10 protein-coding genes and 1 pseudogene are annotated in these 15,510 nt (G+C 77.1%); 3 read left to right on the top strand and 8 right to left on the bottom strand.

The genetic code is table 11. The annotated features are described in order from the left end of the window. Nucleotides 1-11: 11 nt before the first annotated feature. The 3 genes from RM780_RS22455 to RM780_RS22445 form a co-directional block, all read right to left on the bottom strand. On the bottom strand, nucleotides 12-692 hold the full coding sequence (locus RM780_RS22455; protein WP_311632661.1) for a hypothetical protein: 681 nt from the start codon (nucleotides 690-692) through the stop codon (nucleotides 12-14). Then, on the bottom strand, nucleotides 689-2,521 hold the full coding sequence (locus RM780_RS22450) for a serine/threonine-protein kinase (RefSeq protein ID WP_311632660.1): 1,833 nt from the start codon (nucleotides 2,519-2,521) through the stop codon (nucleotides 689-691). The genes RM780_RS22455 and RM780_RS22450 overlap by 4 nt, the downstream gene beginning before the upstream one ends. A 225-nt stretch (nucleotides 2,522-2,746) precedes the next feature. Next, entirely contained in the window at nucleotides 2,747-3,574 is an 828-nt protein-coding gene (locus tag RM780_RS22445; protein WP_311632659.1) for an MBL fold metallo-hydrolase, read from the bottom strand. On the opposite strand from RM780_RS22445, the gene RM780_RS22440 reads away from it, so the two are divergent. The 3 genes from RM780_RS22440 to RM780_RS27900 all read left to right on the top strand — a co-directional run bounded on the left by RM780_RS22440 (nucleotide 3,531) and on the right by RM780_RS27900 (nucleotide 4,921). Further along, complete coding sequence (locus RM780_RS22440; RefSeq protein ID WP_311632658.1) at nucleotides 3,531-4,052, top strand: Rossmann-fold NAD(P)-binding domain-containing protein; 522 nt, start codon at nucleotides 3,531-3,533, stop codon at nucleotides 4,050-4,052. The genes RM780_RS22445 and RM780_RS22440 overlap by 44 nt on opposite strands. A 175-nt stretch (nucleotides 4,053-4,227) precedes the next feature. Further along, nucleotides 4,228-4,782, top strand: coding sequence for a GNAT family N-acetyltransferase (locus RM780_RS22435; RefSeq protein ID WP_311632657.1), 555 nt, complete (start codon nucleotides 4,228-4,230; stop codon nucleotides 4,780-4,782). 64 nt (nucleotides 4,783-4,846) lie between these two features. Further along, on the top strand, nucleotides 4,847-4,921 hold the full coding sequence (locus tag RM780_RS27900) for a putative leader peptide (RefSeq protein WP_394813054.1): 75 nt from the start codon (nucleotides 4,847-4,849) through the stop codon (nucleotides 4,919-4,921). A gap of 453 nt (nucleotides 4,922-5,374) precedes the next feature. Here RM780_RS27900 and RM780_RS22430 read toward each other — a convergent pair whose 3' ends face one another. The 5 genes and pseudogenes from RM780_RS22430 to RM780_RS22410 form a co-directional block, all read right to left on the bottom strand. Further along, nucleotides 5,375-6,595 carry a vanadium-dependent haloperoxidase gene (locus RM780_RS22430; protein WP_311632656.1) on the bottom strand — a complete coding sequence of 407 codons (1,221 nt, stop codon included), beginning with the start codon at nucleotides 6,593-6,595 and terminating at the stop codon, nucleotides 5,375-5,377. A 177-nt stretch (nucleotides 6,596-6,772) separates the two neighbouring features. Then, nucleotides 6,773-7,279: a UDP binding domain-containing protein gene (locus tag RM780_RS22425; protein WP_311632655.1), complete on the bottom strand. Its 507-nt coding sequence runs from the start codon at nucleotides 7,277-7,279 to the stop codon at nucleotides 6,773-6,775. Next, a complete protein-coding gene (locus RM780_RS22420; RefSeq protein ID WP_311632654.1) occupies nucleotides 7,258-7,662 on the bottom strand; it encodes a hypothetical protein in 405 nt (134 codons plus the stop codon). The genes RM780_RS22425 and RM780_RS22420 overlap by 22 nt, the downstream gene beginning before the upstream one ends. A gap of 256 nt (nucleotides 7,663-7,918) precedes the next feature. After that, the gene (locus RM780_RS22415) at nucleotides 7,919-8,689 is read right to left on the bottom strand and encodes a thioesterase II family protein (RefSeq protein ID WP_311632653.1); all 771 of its coding nucleotides are present in this window, start codon (nucleotides 8,687-8,689) and stop codon (nucleotides 7,919-7,921) included. Then, nucleotides 8,686-15,474, bottom strand: a pseudogene (locus RM780_RS22410) (type I polyketide synthase); the annotation flags it as partial. The gene RM780_RS22415 and the pseudogene RM780_RS22410, both read right to left, overlap by 4 nt. Nucleotides 15,475-15,510 lie beyond the last annotated feature (36 nt).

Raw genomic sequence — 15,510 nt, 5'->3', positions numbered from 1 at the left:
GGGGCGGGCGTTCAGGGGCAGGTGTAGGTGAAGGTGGTCGTGGCCGAGGCGGGGGTGGGGGTGAGGAGGTGGAGTTCGGCGGTGGCGCGGATGGTGCCCTCGCCCTCGAAGCGCCACAGGAGGTGGAGTTCGGCCTCGCGCTGGCCGCGGGTGACGCGCTCCTCCAGGGTCTGGGAGGTGGTGCCGTCGCTGCGCACCCAGCGGTAGCGGATCGTTCCGGGGTTGCCGTCCGTGGAGACCAGGCCGGTCACGTCGGCCGTGCCGCCGCACGCGGGGGCGGGCGGTGTCAGCACGCGGACACCCGTCACGGTGACGCCGGGGCCGCCGCGCTGCCAGAGCACGAACAGGGCGACGGCCACGAGCACCACCAGCGCCAGGCCGTAGCGGCGCAGCAGCAGGCCCCGGCGGCGGGGGCGCGCAGGGGCCGGCACCGGCCAGCCGGGGGCCGCCGGCGCGGGGACGCCGGGGCCGAAGCGGAGGACGGCGCCCTCGCGCAGGGTGGGGCCGGGCGCGGCGGGGGCCTGGGGCCCGGGGCCGGTGATCGTGCGTTCGTCCGAGGGGGACCAGGGGCCGCCGTCCAGGACGGTGGCGCTGTAGGGATCGGGGTCCTGGCCCCCCGCCGGGAGGTGTAACGTCTCCTGCCGGTCCGGGTCGGGCCAGTCCTCGGGGCGGGCCGGGCCGCTGCCGCTCATCGCGGGCACCCCCACTCCACCCAGTGCGAGGAGCTGGGCCCCTCCGGGTCGTTGACGGGGTACACCTCCAGCCGGAAGGCGTAGTGGCAGTAGTCCTCCAGCCTCTCGAACGTCACGGTGTAGGAGTCGCTGCCGCCCACCCAGCCGCCGTAGTGGTAGGCGACGCCCGGGTCCGTGGGGCTGTCGATGCCGTACCAGTTCGCGGCTATCTCCACGGAGCCGGTTCCTTCGACCTCCTGCTCGACGGAGGCGTAGGCGACCCAGCACTCGCAGCCGCGCTCCCAGACCGTCCACATGTCGGTGATCAGCAGGGAGGCCAGCTCGGCGGGCGGCGGGGGCGGGTCGGTGGCGGAGGAGTCCCCGTCGTTGGCGCCCTCGTCGGAACCCTCGTTCTCCCCGTCCGTGTCGCCCCCGTTGCCGTCGCCGGCCCCGCCGCTCTCACCCGTGCTGTCGCCGGCGTTGTCCCCCGCGCTGTCCCCGGAGCCGTCCGTCGTGGCGCCGCCGGGGCCGCCGTTGCCTCCTCGGCCGGCGGTCGAGCCGTCCGCCGAGCCGTCGGTGGTGCCGCCGTCCGCGCCCCCGTCCGCGCCGTCCGCCTCCGCGCCGTCCGCCTCCCCGCCGTCACTCGAACCGCCGTCGCCCGCGGTGTCGTTGGCCTCGCCGCCGTCGTCCCCCGAGCCGCCCTCCCGGCCCCCGCCGGGCCCGCCGTCCTCCTGCGTGGGCGCGGTCGTGGCCTCGGCGCGCGTGCCGCTCTCCCCCGCCCAGCCGGGCACGAGCGTGGCCGCGACCACCAGCACGCCGACCACCAGCGCGGCCAGCGTGACGACCAGGCTGGTGCCGTCGCGGACCGGGACCGTCCCGGGCGGCGGCTCCGGCAGCCGGGTCAGCGCCAGGGACGTGCCGCCGGCCGGCGGCGCGGCGGAGCGCGGGATCAGCAGCGGCAGCAGGGCGGCCAGCGCGGCGAGCCCGCGCCGCCCGCGCTCCTCCCAGCCGGCCCCGTACGCGGCGCCCGCCACCCGCTCCAGCTCGGCGAGGAACGCGGCGGCGTCCGCCGGGCGTTCGGCCGGGGACTTGGCCAGGCCGCGCAGCACCAGGCCGCGGACCGGCTCGGGCACCGGCGCCACGGGCACCGGGTCCTCGATGTGCTGGCGGGCCAGCTCCAGCAGGTTCTCGCCCGCGAACGGCCGTTCGCCGGTGAGGCATTCGTAGAAGGTGACGGTGGCGGCGTAGACGTCGGTGGCGACGTCGGCCGGGCCGCCGGTCCACTGCTCGGGCGCCATGTAGGGCGGGGTGCCGTCCCCGTGGGTGCCGTCGCCGCTGCGGCGGGCGATGCCGAAGTCGATCAGCCGCGAGGAGCCGTCCTCGGTGATCATGACGTTGTCCGGCTTGTAGTCGCGGTGGACCACCCCCGCCCCGTGCGCGGCCGAGAGCGCGAGCAGCGAGCCCTTGAGGACGACCAGCGCGGCCTCGGGCCCGGTGCGGCCCTCTTGCCGCAGCAGCGCGCTGAGCGCCACGCCGGGCACCAGCTCCATGACGATCGCGGCGCCGGAGGGCGACTCGACGTACTCGTAGAGGTGGGCGATGTACGGGGTGGCCAGGCCGCCGAGCACCTGGGCCTCCGTGCGGAATGCGGCGCGGAATCCGGTGTCGTTCAGCAGCCGGTCGTTGAGGTACTTGATCGCGACGGACTGGCCGGTGGCCTCGTGGACCGCGATCACCACGCGCCCGCCGCCGCCCCCGCCGAGCTGCTGGACCTCGGTGTAGCCCGGTACGGTCCAGGGCCCGCCGGGTCTGCCCGCGTGCCCGTCGCCCGAAGTGCCCGATCCCGTCATCGCCGCCCCCTGCGGTCCCGGTGGTCACGCCCGCCCCGCCGGGGCCGTTCCCCCGGCGTGCCGTGCTCCTGACCAGCAGTGTGCCACCGGGCAACGCCCCGGGTGACCCGGTTCGGTCACAACGCGTTCCCGGTACGGACACTGCCTGCGCACGGCATCCACCCGGGGCGGGGCGGGGGTCAACGGCCGTGCCCACAACGGACGTTGGCCGTGGCCGGAGTGGCGTCAGTGGCAGCTCTGCCCGGCGGGCGCCTCGCGCAGCTCCGCCGCGACGGCCTCGACGTTCACCGCGTGCAGGTCGGGCAGCGTGGCCACCGGCCGGTGATCCGGGTACGCCTCGGTGAGTTCGGCGACCAGCTCCTCGGTCTCGGCCTCGGTCAGCGCCGCGCCGCCGGGCGAGCTCTCGCGGACGGTGGGCAGCACCAGGTGGCGGATCTCCTCCAGGTAATGCCGCTGCGCCTCGATCAACTCGTGGGGGTCGCCGGGCTCGCCGTGCCCGGGGTAGAGGACCGTGGCCTCGTGGAACTCGTGCTCCAGGTGGCGCAGATCGGCCAGCCAGCCGCAGGTCTCGCCCTCGATCAGCGCGGGCGTGACCTCGTTGCCGACCAGGTCCCCGGCGAACAGGGCACCGGAGTCCGGCTCGTAGAAGACGGTGGTGGTCACCGACTCGCCGGGCCCGAACTGGGCGGACTCCAGGTGGACTCCGGCCAGGTCGAGCTGCCCGCCGGGAGTCACCAGCCACTCGGGCAGGGTGAGTTCCTCGGCGTAGTCGGAGCCGGGCAGGCTCCGGGTCAGCTCGTAGAAGCCCAGCGGGTCCTCGCGCATGAACTCCCGCGTCTCCTGCGAGGAGTAGACCCGCGCCTCGGGGAACGCCTCGGTGAACACGCCGACTCCGCCGACGTGGTCGGGGTGCGGGTGGGTGAGCAGGACGGCGGCGACGGGCAGGTCCGTGTCCTCCTCGATGGCCGCGACGGCGGCGCGGGCGTCGGTGAGGGAGCGCTGCGCGTCGATGACGATCAGCCCCTCGGGGCCCTCGATCCAGAAGGTGTTCACCGAGCCGGGGTCCGGGGAGGCGAAGTACCCGACGCTCTCGGCCTCGTGGCCCGCCGCCGCGTGCTCGCCGGAGCCCTGCCCGCCACCGCCGGCCTCGCCGTTGGCGTCCCCGCCCTCGTCCTCGGCGTCGCTCCCGCAGGCCGTGGCCGTGCGCGCGCTGCTGGACGGCGAGGAGTACGCCGGCCTGGTGCACCACCTGACCGGGCCCGAGTCCCTGCGGGGCGCCGAGCAGACCGCCCTCCTCGGCGAGGTCCTCGGCCGCGACCTGCGCTGCGAGGAGCTGGGGCCCGAGGAGGCCCGCGCGGACCTGGCCGCGTCCTTCCCGGCCGCGTACGCGGAGGCGTTCGCGCAGTTCCACCTGGACGGGACGCTGGACGAGTCGGTGGTCTTCCCGGCGGTGGAACGCGTCACCGGGCGCCCGCCGCGCACCTTCCGGCAGTGGGTGGAGGCGCATGCGCAAGCGTTTCCCGCGCGTTGACACCCGGGGAAGAATTTCGCGTACGGGGCACGCGGGGCGCCTGAGCCGCGCTTAGCATGCGCGCGGACGGCCCGCCGCCGTCCCCGTCCCGAAAGGTGCCCCAGGTCGTGCTTGACGTCGTAGTGGTCGAGGAGGTCCGGCTGCGGCAGCCGTCGCCGCCCCGCACGGACAGACCATGAGCCCCGCCGCAGGCGGCGAGGTCCCCGACCTGGCCACCGCGGTGCCGGGGCTGGTGCTGCGCGAGCTGACGGTCAAGGACGCCGCCGAGTACTTCGCGCTGGTGGAGGGCAGCCGGGCGCACCTGGCGCGGCACGGCGCGCTGCCCGAGGCGCGGCAAGCCGATCTCGCCTGGGTGGAGCGGCACTTGGCGGAGGAGCCGGGGGGCGACCTGCGGTACGGGCTGCGGCTGTGCGGGCGGCTGATAGGGCGCGCCGACCTGGTCGCGGTGGACCCGCCGAGCTGGGGGACGTCCTGGTGGCTGGGCCTGCCGCACACCGGCAACGGCTATGCCACGGCGGCCTGTTCGGCGCTGTATGCGCACGCCCGCGCGGCGCTGGGGGCGGCGGAGGTCCTGGCGGGGCTGGCGCACGGCAACGACCGGGGCGCGGCGCTGCTGCAACGCCTGGGGTTCCGGCCGGCGGCGGCCTTCCCCACCTACGTCCGCTACCGCCTGCGGCTGGACGGCGGGCCCGTGAACGACGGCTGCGCGAAGCCCTGTTGCGCGGGATGACAGGGCCGCGAAGAAACCCGGAGCGGCCTCGACCGTTCGCACACGCGCTCGCTTCGTTCGCGGCATGCGGAGCACCGTGAGGTTCACCCGGCGACGCGCCGTCGACCTGGTGCGCGTCGCCACCGCGATCTGTCGATGACCGGCCGCCTCACCCTCGCGTTCCCCCCTTTCCCCGCCGTCCCCCGGGCGCCCGCGCACGCCGCGCGCCGGCCGCCCGTCGGCGTTCGCCCGGGAGCTGTCCGGGCTGATCGAGGAGCTGTCGTTCACCGTCGCATGGGCGGAGCTCAGCGGCGGCCCCGAGTGCTCCGAGGCGTTCCGGGGCGGGGCGCTGGACGTGTGCGCTCGCCGCCCTCCGGGGCGAGGAGCCGTTCGAGGCCGGGCTGCTGGGGGACCGCCGGTACGAGTCGGTTGCGGCCGGCGCGACCGAGGCCGCGGGCGACACCGCGGGAGCGGAGAACGGCTGATGAGCACCGGCGCCGCCGGGCGCCCCGCGCCCGCCGGCGCCGCGCCCACCGCCCTCGCGAAGGGGCCCGCGCAGGTCGAGGTGGGGGCGGCGCGCCGGGGAAGGACACCCGGCGCGCCGCGGGGGCTGTCACCGGAACAGCTCGTGGGCGTGGCGCAGGGTGTGCGCGGCCACGTCCAGGCCGAGTTCGACGCCTGCCTCGTCGGCGGCCCGGGTGTGGATGCCGGACCAGACGCGGGCGTCGATGTTCTCCTGCGACATCTGCCGCCAGGTGGTGTAGGCCCGGGTGACGCCCGGCGCGGTGGGGCTGGTCAGCTCGAACGGCGCGGTGCGCGGGCCGACGAGCGCGGTGAGAACGCCCTCGGCGGCGCCGGAGTAAGTCCCGTGCCCGCTCGGGTAGTCGGGGTGGGAGGGCGTGACGTGCAGCGGGGTCCACCCGGCGTCCCCGCCCGCCCGCAGGGCGGTGACCGGGCGCCAGCGCAAATAGGCGTACTTGCTGTCGGAGGTCGCGATCTGGGTGTCCACCGACGCCACGTGGAACAGGGCGAGCAGCGCGGCCCGTTCGGGCAGCGAGGCGCGCGAGCGGGTCAGCGCCACCCGCAGCGGGGTGGTGTACAGCGTGTAGGAGGAGCCGTACCAGAACGTCGCGGTCTCGGTCTGCCGCGGGGAGCGCACGGCGGAGTCGGCCGCGCCGTAGTCGCGGACCTCTGCCAGGTCGCGCTCGTACCGCTCGGAGCCGAGAGCGGGCGGAGGGGCCAGGCGGTACTGGTCGGGGCTCTCCAGCAGGAACGGCCGGGCGTCGCGGTTCCCGGCCTGGAGCCCGGGTCCGAAGGCGGGCGGGGTGGGCTGCCACACGCCGGGGGCGGACTGGGGGGCGGCGAAGGGGACGCCGACGGAGGTGGGGTCGAGGCCGTCGCCCTCGCGTTCGGCGAGGAGGGCGGCGGCCTCCTCGCGCCCGGCGGCCAGGCCCCGGTCCTCGGCGCTGCCGTCGGGGACGCGCTCCAGGGTGGCCGCCAGCTCCGCGTCCAGCTCGGCCTCGCGAGCGGGCACGAGGGTGACGAGGGTGTGGTGCACGGCGCCGGCCACGGCCGCGTCCTGGTAGGCGGCGGAGTCGCCGCGGCCCAGGGCGCGGGTGGCGGCGGTCCAGCCGATCGCCCAGGTGCGGCTGTTGGTGATCTGGGTGGGGGCGCCGGCCGCGCTCAGCGTCTCGGCGGTGACGTCGAACCACTCGACGGCGACGTCCTCGCGGGCGCGGGCCCCGGGGTCCGCGACGGCCGTGGCGGTGGCCGCGAGCACGAGGGCCGCGCCGAGGGCGCCGGCCCGCGAAAGCAGGCGTGCGGGAGTTCTCAACTCGGTCTCCTGAAGGGGGATTGGGAAGCGCAACGCCCCGGCGGGGGGCGGCGGATCGAAGAGGGGATTCGCGACGGCGGTCAGAAACGCGGCGTCGGCCTCAACAGCAAACGCCGCGCGGCACTATGCCCCGGGCGGCCCACAGGCCCACCCGACCGCGCACGACGCTTCCCCTGTTCACGCGCCCCATCCTCGCACGCGGATGTCGCGACGGCCTGCCTCCCGATGAAGGCCCCTTGCCGGGGCGGCCTCCACCACCGGCGACGGCCCTTGCAGAACATCGACGTTGGCACCGGACAGCCGGTCCCGGCAGTCGAGCACATACGGCGCGCGCTCGAGGATCGTGTCGTAGCCGAATGCCGTATGGTCCGTGAGCGGGACCACGGCGTCGGACCCCGCGACCTCCTCTGCGGTCGCTGCTACTCGGATGAGGCGTGCGTCGGCGCGGAAGTCGTCCCCGACGTACGGGTCCGCGCCGCGCGCCGTGGCCCCGAGGTCGAGCAGCAGTTCAGCTACACGTGCCGACGGAGACTCGCGGGCGTCGGAGGTGCCGGCCTTGTAGGCCGGGCCGAGCAGCAGGACGCGAGATCCCCTAACCGCCATCCGACGCGTATGGAAAGCCTCCGTTAGCCGTCGCACCACATAGTCAGGCATGTGGCTGTTCACGTCGTTGGCGAGCTCCACGAACCGGCATTGAGATTGGTCCCGATCTCTTTCCACAGCGGCCATCGCCGGAAAGGCTGGAAAGGGATCGCCACTCCGGCGAGAATCGCCGTAACCAAGCGCAGAAAGTCGTCGCCGATCCCCAGCACCTGAGCGATGCTTCGCAGGTGCACCACGGCGTATCCACCAGCCGCCCCGCCGAGCATGGAGAGAAGGCGGCCCTGAAATTCATCGAAGAGCGGAGCCGAATCAAGTGCGGCCCGGTACTGTTCCATCGTGGAATCTTCCAGGAAGACGCCGTCCATATTCCAGACAGGAAGCGTCTTTACGATCCCGATCAGGTCCTCTCCCAGCTCTCTCGGCAAGTCGATGAAGCCGTCGCAGTTACCCGTGATTTCGAGCATGCGGGCTCCCATCTCCTCGGCTCCCCGCCGTGGTAGGGCCGGAGGCCATTGGACGGACCGCCCCGCACTGGACCCCGCTGGCGACGTGGCGTGCCCGAGGTTTGCAGTCCCCCGATAGCCTCTCTTCGGCGGGACGGAACCAGTCAGCTCGGCGCGACCAGGGAGGCCGACCGCCTCCTGTGAGTGCGGCCCCCGGGCGGAAGGTGTGGCTCAGGCCCCGGCCGGCGGCGGCCGGGGCCTGAGCCGGGCGGGCGCGTCACGTGCCGGTGGCCAGGCCCGCGCGCAGTGTGTCCGTCACCAGGGCCCGGATCGCGGCCTGGTGGGTGGTGAGGAAGAAGTGGCCGCCGGGGTAGGTGTGGACGCGGGCGGGGTGGGTGGTGACCTCGGACCAGGCCGCGGCCTCGGGGGCGGTGACCTTGGGGTCCGTGTCGCCGGTCAGGACGTGGACGGGGCAGCGCAGCGGCGGGCCCGGACGGTAGGCGTACGTCTCGATGGCGCGGTAGTCGGAGCGGATGGCGGGCAGCACCATCCGCAGCAGCTCCTCGTCGCCCAGGACCTGGCTGTCCGTGCCGCTGAGGGAGCGCAGCTCGTCCAGCAGGCCCTGGTCGTCGCGCTCGTGGACCCGCTCGTCCCGGTGCGTCGTCGGCCCGCGCCGCCCGGAGGCGAACAGGGCCGCGGCGACCAGGCCCTTCTCCCGCTCGAAGCGGCGGGCGACCTCGAAGGCGAGGATGGCGCCCATGCTGTGGCCGAAGAACGCCAGCGGCCGGTCGGCCCACGGCAGCAGCGCCGCGTAGACGGCGTCCGCGAGTTCGGGAACGGCCGGGATCAGGGGCTCGGCGTGCCGGTCCTGCCGCCCCGGGTACTGGACGGCCACGGCCTCCAGGTCCGCCGGGAGCGCGCGGGAGAAGGGGAAGAAGAAGCTGGCCGAGCCGCCCGCGTGCGGCAGGCAGACGAGGCGGACGGCGGCGTCCGGCCGGGCGTGGTAGCGGCGGACCCACCGTGAGGCGTCGTCGGTCGGGTCAGTCATCGGGTGGTGCTCCTTCCCTGGGGGCCTGGGCCCGTCAGCCATGCCTCGACCGCGGCTGCCGCGGCGGGGGCGTGGTCCTCCATCAGCGTGTAGTGGTCTCCGGGCACGGTCACGACCGAGCCGGCCAGCTCGGGCGGCGGCGGCCGGTCGTCGCCTTCCGAGCCTTCCGAGCCGACCGCGCCGTCCGCGCCGGGCGACGCGTCTCCCCGCCAGTCTGCGGCCCGGAGGGCGAGTGTGGGAACGGCGCCCGGCGGGTCGTAGCCGTCGAAGGCCCGCAAGTAGCCGCCCATCGCGCTGATGTGGGCGCTCAGGCCCGGGGTGACCTCGATGCGGTCGAGCTGCCCGCGGACGGTGGCCGCGGCGAAGCGGCCCTCCAGCGGAACGCGGCGGCTGAAGGAGTCGATCATCACCACGCCCCGGACCGGCCGCCCCAGGTCCAGCAGGGCGGCGGCCACGGCCTGGGCGACCCAGCCGCCGGCCGAGTACCCGGCCAGCACGACCGGTTGATCCGCGCCGAGGGCCCGGCGCAGGGCCTCGGCCTCGGCGGCGGCCAGCGCGGCGACGCTCTCGGGCAGCGGCTGCCCGGGCGCGAACCCGGGCAGCGGCAGCGCCCACACCTCGCGCCGCCCGCCGAAGGCCGCGGCGAACCGCGCGTAGGGGTGGACCCCGGAGGGCGCCATGTACCCGGCCACGCAGATCAGTTGGGGCCGGGCGGGGCCGCGGGCCAGCCGCAGGGGGGCGATGAGGGCGGCGCCCTCGGCGGGGTCGGCGAAGGTGTCGCGCAGCAGGGAGGCGTTGCGGGCCAGGTCGAGCGCGGCGCCCAGCCGGCCGCGTTCGTTGGCCCGCAGGTAGAGCGCGGCCAGGCTCTCCTCGCCCGGGCCGCCGTCCCCGGAGGCGGCGGGGGCGGCGGTCGGGGGGTCGAGGAGGGCGTGGAGGTGCGCGGCGAGCCGGGCCGGGGTGGGGTGGTCGAACGCCAGGGAGCCGGGCAGGTCGCGTCCGGTGGCGGCGCCCAGGCGCTTGCGGAGTTCGAGGGCGGTGAGGGAGTCGAAGCCCAGTTCCAGGAAGTTGTCGTGGGGCCCGACGGCCTCGGGGGTGTCGTGGCCGAGGACGGCGGCGGTCTGGGCGCAGACGAACTCCGCGAGGTACGGGGCGCGTTCGGCGGGCGGGAGGGCGGCGAGGCGGCGGGCCGGGCCGGGTTCGCCCGGCTCGCGGGCGCCGTCGGGGGTTCCGGGCGAGGCGGGTGCGCGCAGGGCGCGGACGGCGGCCGGGACGCCGGTGAGCAGGGGGCTGGGGCGGGTGGCGGTGAAGGCGGGCGCGAATCGCTCCCAGTCGATGGGCGCGACGACCGCCGTGACCCGGCCGCCCGTCAGGACGCGGCGCAGGGCGGCGAGGGCGCGGGCGGGCGGCATGAGGCCCAGGCCCAGGCGGGCGGCGCGGGCGGCCCCGGCCTCGTCCACCATGCCGCCGCCGGCCCAGGGTCCCCAGGCGACGGAGGTGGCGGGCAGCCCGGCGGCGGCGCGGTGTTCGGCGAGGGCGTCGAGGTAGGCGTTGGCGGCGGCGTAGGCGCCCTGGCCGCCGCTGCCCCAGGCCGAGGCGCCGGAGGAGAAGAGGACGAACGCGGTCAACGGCCGCCCCTGGCACAGCTCGTGGAGGTGGCGGGCGCCCTCCGCCTTGGCGGCCAGCTCCTCGGCCAGGGCGGCGGGGGTGAGGCGCTCCAGCAGGGCGGGGGCGCCGCCGGCGCCGGCGGCGTGGAAGACGGCCTGCGGCTCGGTGGCCTCCAGCAGCGCGGCCAGCGCGCCCCGGTCGGCCGCGTCGCAGGCCGCGAACGTCACCCGCGCCCCGGCCGCCTCCAGCTCGGCCCGCAACTCCCCGGCGCCCGGGGCCGCTTCGCCCCGGCGGCCTGCGAGGACCAGGTGCCGCGCGCCCTGGGAGGCCAGCCAGCGCGCCACCTGCCCTCCGATGTACCCCGTCCCCCCGGTGATCAGGACCGTCTCCGGCGGGCTCCAACCGGCGTCCGCGCCACGGGCGCTGTCGCCGTCCGGCACGATGCGGCGGGCGAACGTCCCCTCCGCCCGCACCGCCACCTGATCCTCGCCCGTTCCCGAGGCCAGAACGGCCACCAGCCGCCGCCCCGCCTCCTCGTCCACGACCTCCGGAAGATCCACCAACCCGCCCCACCGGCCGGGCAGTTCGAGGGCCGCCGCCCGCCCCAGGCCCCACAGCTCCCCCTGCGCCGGACGCGTCACCGCGTCCTGCGGGCCGGTGGACACCGCCCCCCGGGTCAGGCACCACAGGGGCGCGGCCCAGCCGGCGTCCCCGGCGGCCTGGAGCAGCGCGAGGGCGGCGGCGGGGCCCGGCAGCGGGCGTTCGTCCGGGGCTGGCAGGGCGATCAGCCCGGCGGGCGCCTCCCCGGCCGCCCGCAGCCGGGCGGCGAGGGCGTCGCGGTCCTCGCCGGGGGCCACGGGCAGGGGCAGCGGCTCGGCGCCGTGGGCGGCCAGGGCGGCGAGGACCGCGCGGAGGACGGGGCCCCCGGAGGCGCCCTCGGGGTGCGCGACGGCCCAGCGCCCGGTCAGGACCGGGGCGGGCCCGGCGGGCAGCGGGCGCCAGGCGACGCGGTGGTGCCAGGTCGCGGCGGCGGCCTCGTCCTCGCGTTCCTTGCGCCAGGCGGCGAGCGCGGGCAGGGCGGTGGCGAGCGTGGCGTCCTGCGGCAGCCCCAGCCGGGCGGCCAGGGCGGCGAGGTCGCCGCGCTCGACGTCCCCCCAGAACTCCCCGTCCTCGCCGCCGCGTTCGCCGTCCCGGCTGTTCCGCGCGCCCCCGGGTGCGGGGGGCTGGGCCTCCAGCCAGAAGCGGCGGCGCTGGAAGGGGTAGGTGGGCAGCGGCGGGAGCGCGGGGGCGGCGGGCCAGCCGGCGAACAGCGCGGCCCAGTCCACGGGAACGCCCCCGGCGTGCGCCTCGCCGAGCGAGGCGAGGAAGCGCTCGGGGCCGCCCTCGCCGCGCCGCAGCGTCGGCACCACCACGACCGGCTCCGAACCGCCGTCACTCTCGACGGCGTTCGGCCGGTCCGCCCCCCGCGTGGCCCCTGCGGTCTCCTGGATGCTCAGCGCGAGCACGGGGTGCGGGCTGATCTCCACGAAGGCGGTGTGCCCGGTGCCCAGCAGGGCCCGGACGGCGGGCTCCAGGCGGACGGTGTCGCGCAGGTTGCGCCACCAGTACTCCGCGCCCAGCGGGCCCGAGGCGCACTCCCCGGTGACGGTGGAACGGAACGGCACGAGGGGCGCGCGGGGGGCTAGGCCGGCGAGGTCCGCCAGCAGGCGCTCGCGCAGCGGCTCCACGTGGTGGCTGTGGGAGGCCGCGCCGACGCCGGTGATGGTCTTCACGCGAACGCCCTCGGCGCGGGCCCGGTCCGCCAGCTCGGCCAGCGCCTCGGCGTCGCCCGAAACCACCACGGAGCGCGGTCCGTTGACGGCCGCCAGGGAGATCCGCCCGGCGTGCGGGGCCAGGCGTCCGGCGGCCTCCTCCGCCGAGACGGACAGGGCCGCCATGGCGCCGTCGGCCGGGGACAGTGCGAGGGAGCGCATCAGCGCGCTGCGGGCGACGACGACGAGGGCGGCGTCCTCCAGGCTCAGCGCCCCCGCGACGCAGGCGGCGGCGATCTCGCCCTGCGAGTGGCCCAGGACGGCGGCCGGGGCGACGCCCGCCTCGGTCCACAGGCCGGCCAGGGAGACCATCACCGCCCACAGCACGGGCTGGATGACGTCGGTGTGCTCCAGCGCGGGGGCGCCGGGCGCGCCGCGCAGCACGTCCTGCGGGCGGGGGACGCCGAGCGGGCGCAGGGCCTCGGCGCAGGCGTCCATCCGCTCGCGGAAGGCGGGCGAGGCGTCCAGCAGCCCCAGGGCCATCCCCGGCCACTCGGAGCCCTGGCCGGGGAAGACGAACACGGGCCGCCGCTCGGCCGCCCCGGCGGGGACGACGCCGCGCGCGGTCCGCGCGGGCTGCTCCCCGGCAGCCAATGCCTTGAGCCGGTCGGCGAGTTCGCCCCGGTCGCGGCCGACGACGACGGCCCGGTGCTCGAAGACCCCGCGCGTGGCGGCCAGCGCGTGCGCGAGCGCGGCGGGTTCAACGGCCCGGGCGGGGGCGGCCGTTGAGCCCGGCCCGTCCGTCGCGGGGGCGAGGAACGCGGCGAGGCGGGCGGCCTGTTCGGCCAGGGCGGGGGCCGAACGGGCGGACAGCGGGAGCGGCACGGCCACGGGGTCCAGGCGGCGGGCCGGCGCCTCGCCGTCCGCAGCCTCGTCCGGCTCCTGGTCCTCCCCGGCCCCGGCGGGCGCCGCCGGGGCCTCCTCCACGATGGCGTGGGCGTTGGTGCCGCTGATGCCGAAGGCGGAGATCCCGGCCCGGCGCGGGCGTTCCCCGTCCGCCTCCCACCGGACGGGCTCGGTCAGCAGCCGGACGGCGCCCGACTCCCAGTCCACGTGCGGGCTCGGCCGGTCCACGTGCAGGGTGCGCGGCAGCAGCCCGTGACGCAGCGCCTGCACCATCTTGATGACCCCGCCGACTCCGGCCGCTGCCTGGGCGTGCCCGATGTTCGACTTCAACGACCCCAGCAGCAGCGGCCGTCCGGGGCCGGGGCGCTCGGCGCCGTAGGTGGCCAGCAGCGCGTGCGCCTCGATGGGGTCGCCCAAGGTGGTGCCGGTGCCGTGGGCCTCGACCGCGTCGATGTCGGCGGGCGTGAGGCGGGCGTTGGCCAGGGCCGCGCGGATGACGCGTTCCTGCGCCGGGCCGTTGGGCGCCGTGAGGCCGTTGGAGGCCCCGTCCTGGTTGACGGCCGAGCCCCGGACCACGGCGAGCACGGGGTGGCCGTTGCGGCGCGCGTCGGAGAGGCGTTCCAGCAGCAGGATGCCCGCGCCCTCGGCCCAGCCGGTGCCGTCGGCCGCCGCCGCGAACGCCTTGCAGCGCCCGTCGGGCGAGATCGCCCGCTGCCGGGAGGTCTCGATGAAGGTCGCGGGCGTGGACATGGCGGTGACGCCCCCGGCCAGGGCCAGGTCGCACTCCCCGCCGCGCAGCGCCTGCACGGCCAGGTGGAGGGCGACCAGCGAGGAGGAGCAGGCCGTGTCCACGGTCACGGCCGGGCCCTGGAGGCCGAGGGTGTAGGAGAGGCGACCGGAGATGACGCTGGCGGAGTTGCCGGTGCCGAGGTAGCCGTGCAGGTCGGCGGGGGCGTGGGCCAGGCGGGAGCCGTAGTCCTGGTAGCCGGTGCCGACGAAGACGCCGCTGCGGCTGCCCCGGACGGCGGAGGGCGGGAGCCCGGCGCGCTCGAACGCCTCCCAGGCGATCTCCAGCAGCAGCCGCTGCTGGGGGTCCATGGCCAGGGCCTCGCGCGGGGAGATCCCGAAGAACGCGGCGTCGAAGGCGGGCAGGTCGTGCAGGAAGCCCCCGGTCCTGGCGTAGCTGGTGCCGGGGTGCTCGGGGTCGGGGTGGTAGAGGCCGTCGAGGTCCCAGCCACGGTCGGCGGGGAAGCCGCCGACGGCGTCGCGGCCCTCGGCGACCAGCCGCCACAGCGCCTCGGGGCTGTCGGCGCCGCCGGGGTAGCGGCAGCCCATGGCGACGATGGCGATGGGCTCGGCCGGGCCGCCGCTCGCGGCCGGGGCGGGAGGCGTCGCGGCCTGCTCGGCCCGGCCGGGGAGGAGGCCGTCGAGGTGGGCGGCGAGGTCCCGGGCGGTGGGGTGGTCGAAGACGAGGGTGGTGGGCAGGCGGACGCCGGTGGCGGCGGCGAGGCGGTCGCGCAGCTCCACGGCGGTGAGCGAGTCGAAGCCGAGGTCGCGGAACGGCAGGGCGGGGTCGACGCGTTCGGGCCCGGGGTGGCCGAGGGCGGCGGCGGCCTCGGCGCGCACGAGCGTGGCCAGGGCGCGCGTTCGTTCCTCGGGCTCGGCCTCGGCGAGGGCGGCGCGCAGCCGGGCGGCGGCCTCGGAGCCCGCCGGGTCTCCCGAACGGCCGTCCGCGCCGGGGGCGTTGGGCCCGCCCGGTCCGGCCAGGGCCTCGCGGGCGCGGGGCAGTCCGTCGAGCAGGGGGCTGGGGCGGGTGGCGGTGAAGGCGGGCGCGAAGCGCTCCCAGGCGACGTCCGCGACGGCGACGGCCGTCTCTTCGCGGCCGAGGGCGTCGGCCAGGGCGGCGAGCGCGGCGCGGGGCGGCAGGGGGCGCAGGCCCCGGCGGGCCAGGTGCGCGGCAGCCTCGGGGCGGGCGGCCATGCCGCCGCCGGCCCAGGGTCCCCAGGCGAGGGAGGTGGCGGGCAGCCCTGCGGCGCGGCGGTGTTCGGCGAGGGCGTCGAGGTAGGCGTTGGCGGCGGCGTAGGCGGCCTGACCGCCGCCGCCCCACACGCCCGCGACGGAGGAGAAGAGGACGAACGCGGTCAACGGCCGGTCCGCGCACAGCTCGTGGAGGTGGCGGGCGCCCTCGGCCTTGGCGGCGAGCACGCGGGCCAGTTCCTCGGGCGTGGCGGTTTCGAGGGGGGTGGGGGTGTCGGTTCCGGCGGCGTGGAAGACGGCCTGGGGTGCGGTGGCCTCCAGCAGGGCGGCCAGCGCGTCCCGGTCGGCGGCGTCGCAGGCCGCGAGGGTCACGCGGGCCCCGGCGGCCTCCAGCTCGGCCCTCACCTCCCCCGCGCCGGGGGCCTGTTCGCCGCGCCGTCCGGCCAGCACGAGATGCGTGGCGCCCCGGGAGGCGAGCCAGCGGGCCACCTGCCCGCCGATGTACCCCGTCCCCCCGGTGATCAGCACCGTCTCCGGCGGGCTCCACGCCCCAGGACTCCAGCAGCCGGAACAGGGCCACTT

Source organism: Streptomyces boetiae (assembly GCF_031845405.1).
Taxonomy (GTDB): domain Bacteria; phylum Actinomycetota; class Actinomycetes; order Streptomycetales; family Streptomycetaceae; genus Streptomyces; species Streptomyces boetiae.
The sequence above is the reverse complement of the archived record's forward strand: the minus strand, read 5'-3'. Positions and strand labels throughout refer to the sequence as shown.

Excerpts from the sequence above, each read along its gene's own strand:
- RM780_RS22455 (WP_311632661.1), bottom strand. The coding sequence starts at position 692 with ATGAGCGGCAGCGGCCCGGCCCGCCCCGAGGACTGGCCCGACCCGGAC.
- RM780_RS22450 (WP_311632660.1), bottom strand. The coding sequence starts at position 2,521 with ATGACGGGATCGGGCACTTCGGGCGACGGGCACGCGGGCAGACCCGGC.
- RM780_RS22440 (WP_311632658.1), top strand. The coding sequence starts at position 3,531 with ATGACGATCAGCCCCTCGGGGCCCTCGATCCAGAAGGTGTTCACCGAG.
- RM780_RS22435 (WP_311632657.1), top strand. The coding sequence starts at position 4,228 with ATGAGCCCCGCCGCAGGCGGCGAGGTCCCCGACCTGGCCACCGCGGTG.
- RM780_RS22420 (WP_311632654.1), bottom strand. The coding sequence starts at position 7,662 with ATGCTCGAAATCACGGGTAACTGCGACGGCTTCATCGACTTGCCGAGA.
- RM780_RS22415 (WP_311632653.1), bottom strand. The coding sequence starts at position 8,689 with ATGACTGACCCGACCGACGACGCCTCACGGTGGGTCCGCCGCTACCAC.